At 53.4% G+C, this 4,819-nt stretch carries 4 protein-coding genes; 1 reads left to right on the forward strand and 3 read right to left on the reverse strand.

Going from position 1 to position 4,819, the window contains the following annotated elements:
• Positions 1-752 (forward strand): AraC family transcriptional regulator (locus BCA33_RS16130; protein ID WP_071267453.1); only part of this gene is annotated, 752 nt, incomplete at its 5' end.
• 2 nt (positions 753-754) lie between these two features.
• Here BCA33_RS16130 and BCA33_RS16135 read toward each other — a convergent pair.
• The 3 genes from BCA33_RS16135 to fliD form a co-directional block, all read right to left on the reverse strand.
• Complete coding sequence (locus BCA33_RS16135) at positions 755-1,966, reverse strand: argininosuccinate synthase (protein WP_071267455.1); 1,212 nt, start codon at positions 1,964-1,966, stop codon at positions 755-757.
• Positions 1,967-2,130: 164 nt separating this feature from the next.
• On the reverse strand, positions 2,131-2,529 hold the full coding sequence (fliS, locus tag BCA33_RS16140; RefSeq protein ID WP_071267457.1) for a flagellar export chaperone FliS: 399 nt from the start codon (positions 2,527-2,529) through the stop codon (positions 2,131-2,133).
• A 53-nt stretch (positions 2,530-2,582) separates the two neighbouring features.
• Entirely contained in the window at positions 2,583-4,574 is a 1,992-nt protein-coding gene (gene fliD, locus BCA33_RS16145) for a flagellar filament capping protein FliD (RefSeq protein ID WP_071267459.1), read from the reverse strand.
• Between the last annotated feature and the right edge of the window lie 245 nt (positions 4,575-4,819).

Consider the following 4,819-nt stretch of genomic DNA (forward strand, 5'->3'; position numbering starts at 1 on the left):
GAGTTGCGCAACCTGGGGGAAGCCGTCGCCGCATTGCGCCATTTGAAAAACTGGTGGGCGACATGGGCACAACTGGCCTCACCATGACGCAAGGCTCTATCAAATTGACCTGGCACTGCAACTACGACGACCCCATCGTAAGGCCACAGTTGGTCGATAACGTATTCGCCTCCTGGGTAACCTATGCCCGCTGGCTAGCGGACGATACCGCCGCCTCACCCACCCGCGTAAACCTGAAACGAGAATCTCCCGGCGCCGAATTGGAGCAGGCCTACCAACGGCGCTGGAACTGCCCAGTGCAGTTTGGTGCAGATGAAAACTCGATTACCCTGCGACAGGAACTACTGAACACCCGCTTACGCCAACCAGACCCCATGCTGCGCAAAACTTTGGAGGCACACGCCCTTACCCAGCTAGCGTCACTGGACACAGATACCGACCTTACGTCACAGGTAAAAAACAGCATTCAGAAGCAACTGATGCACGGCATAACCCGGCAAGACATGGTGGCGGAAGACTTAGGAATAACCAGCCGAACTCTGCAGCGAAAACTAAGCCTAGAAGGGGTTTCGTATCAAAAGCTATTGGATGAGGTTCGCCAGAAAATGGCAGAGGACTACTTACTGAACAGCGACCTGGCGATTCCAGACATCGCCTTGCGGCTGGGCTACAGCGAAACCACTTCGTTTCACCGTAAATTCAAAGCAGTAACAGGAAAGACGCCCGGAGAATTCCGGGCGCCTAAAGCCTGATCTTATAGCTTGCGCCCTTTGCCAGCAGCAATACGCAAACGAAGAGCGTTCAGCTTGATAAAGCCTTCCGCGTCTTTCTGATCATACGCGCCGTGATCTTCTTCAAACGTCGCGATGGTCTCATCGAACAGTGAGTCGTCAGATTTACGGCCAACCACATCCACGTTGCCCTTATAGAGCTTCATGCGAACCGTACCGTTCACATACGCCTGGGTCTGATCGATCAACGCCTGCAGAGCTTCGCGCTCCGGCGACCACCAGTAGCCGTTATAAATAACCTCGGCATAGCGCGGCATCAGGCTATCTTTCAGGTGCGCTACTTCGCGGTCCAGTGTAATGGACTCAATAGCACGGTGCCCGCGCAGCATGATAGTGCCACCAGGGGTTTCGTAACAGCCACGGGACTTCATACCCACGTAACGGTTCTCAACAATATCCAAACGGCCAATACCGTTGTCGCCACCAACCTTGTTCAGGTGTTCCAGCACTTCGTGCGCTTTCATTTCCTGGCCATCAATGGCAACAATGTCGCCCTTGCTGTAGGTAAGCTCAATATACGTCGGCTTATCTGGCGCAGCTTCCGGAGACACACTCCAGCGCCACATATCTTCCTCGGCTTCTGCCCAGGGATCTTCCAGATTCATGCCTTCATAAGAAATATGCAGCAAGTTGGCGTCCATGGAGTAAGGCGACTTGCCCTTCTTCATCTCCACCGGAATATCGCGCTCTGCACAGTAAGTCAGCAGCTTTTCACGGGAGTTCAGATCCCACTCACGCCAAGGCGCAATCACCTTAACACCCGGCTTAAGTGCATAAGCACCTAGCTCGAAACGCACCTGATCGTTGCCTTTACCAGTCGCGCCATGGGAAATCGCATCCGCGCCGGTTTGGTTAGCAATATCAATCAAACGCTTGGCAATCAGAGGGCGAGCAATAGAGGTGCCCAACAGGTATTCACCTTCGTAAACAGTGTTCGCGCGGAACATCGGGAATACGTAATCGCGTACAAACTCTTCGCGCAAGTCCTCGATGTAAATTTCCTTAACACCCAACGCCTCGGCCTTCGCCCGCGCCGGCTCAACTTCCTCGCCTTGGCCTATGTCGGCGGTAAAGGTTACCACCTCACAGTTATAGGTATCCTGCAACCACCGAACAATAACGGAAGTATCCAGGCCACCAGAATAGGCCAGAACCACCTTTTTAATATCAGACATGCCTGTGCTCCAGACTGAACAGAATGGATGTATTGAAAAGAAGGAGCGTATTGTACGGGAGTGCGGGGGAGTTGGCTATTGGGAGGGCTGCAAGCACCCTATTATTAAGCCGGGGTGTATTAGCCCCTCGTCCCTGACGGGAGAGGGGCTTCAGTTAGAGCGTATCAACCAACCTGGGCCTGCGCGACGGCCTCTTCGCGAATGCCATCCCAGCCGCCTTTGATAGAGCGCAGCAGATCGGCCACCTCATCCAGTTTGGCCACATCATTCTTTGCGCTGGCTTCTAGCAGCGTACGCTCCATATAGTCGTACAGCCCCTCAAGGCGCGCTGCCAGCTCACCACCTTTCTCAAAATCGAGAAAGCTTTTCAAGCCCCCAATAATTTCAATCGCCTTACCCAGAAGCTTGCCTTTACCAGCATAATCCTTGGCCTGCATGCGAGCTTTGGCCATGTTGATCCGCTCCAGAGCGCCGTTATACAGCAGCTGAATCAACTTGTGGGGGTCGGCATCGGTAATGCTGGTCTGGGTATTTACTTGTTGGTACGCCTTTAAACCTTTCATCGTAAACCTCGTTTCTCACCGGCCACGCCGGATTATCAAAGCGTTAGCCGGGATTACTTCTTGTTGAAGTTCTGTGGTGCCAGAGCGTCAAGCTGCTGGGTTACGTAATCCCGGGTGTTATTGAGCCGAGAAATCAGCGAATCAGCGGAGCTAAACTGCTTAACCAGGCGTTCACGATAAGACTCAATGCGTATATCCAGCTTAACCTGGCTTTCCTGAATCTTTTCCAGTTCGCGGTTAAGGCTACTGGTGCGGGATTCAAGTTTGCCTTCGGCACCCACAAAGCTGTTGACCAAGTCAACGGTGCTTTTGCCAATACCCTGCACAAAATTGAGGGAGCCACGGGCACCTATCTGGTCACCCAGAACACGCACCTGCAAACCAGAAGCCGGGCCATTATCGCTACCCAGATACAACACCTGGCCATCGCCCTTGGCTACTTGGCCATCAATGGTGCCAGCAATATCCTGCCCATCGGTACCACTCGCTACAGAAAGGCCAAGTGCAGTACCATTCTCCACAGACGTGACGCTAACGCTGGACTCGGCACCGTATTTACCAGAGGTAAACGTCAGCTTGTTATCGCTATCCAGCCCCACCTGCACCGCTTCACCAGAATCACTTAGGCCTGCGTTAATGCCACTATCCAGTTGCGCCTGAATATCAGCCACCAGCGCCTCTCGAGAAACGCTCGCCCCTTGGGCAAGCTTCAGGTTCACCGAAATGTCGCGATTAATCTCCAGTGTGAATTCGTCATTACTGCCATCTATCGTGACCGTTCCCGCTACTGGCGAATTGCCAACCAACTTACCCTGTGTGGCCGCTTGAGTAACGTTGATATCGTATTTACCCGCCTGAGTGTTCGTGCCGCTGCGTACAAACTCCACCTGGGCGTCAGTCGCCCTGCCCTGCTCAGCAAACAGTGCCGTAACATCATCTGGGTTGTTCTTTAACTGAGTTTCAAATTCTTCGCGGTCGAATTCCAAGGCACCCGTGTTGGGATCGGTAGAAATGCCCACATCGGCCAGGCTGCGTACGTTGGCATTCTCCAAGCCTGGCACTACGCCGGTAAGCACTTGGCGCAGCTGACCTTGAAGTGCGCGCACCGTGCTATCGCCCGTAAGCAAGCTGCCCACACCGGCTTCGCTGTTGAACCCAGCCAAGCCATCAATGGTAGATTGCAGCGCGTTGAATTTATCAACAAAACCCTGAACCCGATCCGTTACCGCGCCCACGTCTTGGCTGACTTTTACTGTAGAAGTACCGATGTCCTTGATACTGAACGAAAGGCCATCAATCACATTTTCAAAACTGTTGGATGAGCGGGTAACTTCAATGCCATTGATTTCCATCACTGCATTGGCAGCAGTAATGGTCTCACTGAACCCTGCGCCAGCTTCCATATCGGCATTAAAAGCAAAACGAGACAGACCCGCGCCATCAATGTTGTTGCCATCACTATCGTTCGCCGTGATGCTCACTGCATTGGCGGTGCCGGTTTCATCAGCAGAGAGAACCAACTGAAACCCGCTACCCGTATCAATGATCCCCGCGGACACACCCGCTCCAGCATCGTTAATAGCATTAGCCAAGCCCTGCAGTGAATTATTACTGCTATCGATGGTGATCTCTTTGGTTTTATCCCCCACAGACAGCGTGAGCGTACCCTCGCCAACCGAAGCCGTATCGCGATCTGCAAACACATCGTTCGACGCCAGCGCCTGGGCAGAGGCCAAACTGGTCACCTCTAGACTGTAGCTGCCGCGATTGGCTTTTGTACTGTCTACGGAAACACCGATATCTTCATTAGATGAAGTGGCCGAGAACGCCTTCAAGTTATCGGCAGAACTCAACTGGCGCATGGGCAGCCGCAGCTCAGTAATGGCACTACGCAGCTTGCCATAAGCAGACAACATAGCCTCTGACTGCTGGGTTTTCTGAGTCAGCCGGTTTTCAGTCGGTGCGCGCTCTGCCGCAACCAACTGATCCACCAGATCAGACGTCAACACGCCAGACCCAATCCCCAGTGATGAAATAGCTGCCATACCTATGCCTCCTTGAAGGGGCTAACCACTTTATAGTCTGTTTAACTTATAACCCGTTTAACGGCCGCAAGCGGCAAACCTTTGCCTCATTCTACCGCTGATTTGTAACGCCGTGTAACAGCGTTACGTATTATTCCCCCCACTCCCCAACCCCTCCCCCGCAGGGGGCGAGGGGCTTTAACTGCACTCCTTCAGACTCCAGGTGTGTAGCTCCCCTCCCCCTTGCGGGGGAGGGGCCGGGGGAG

Origin of the sequence: Marinobacter sp. AC-23, assembly GCF_001858325.1 — a bacterium.
Lineage (GTDB): Bacteria > Pseudomonadota > Gammaproteobacteria > Pseudomonadales > Oleiphilaceae > Marinobacter.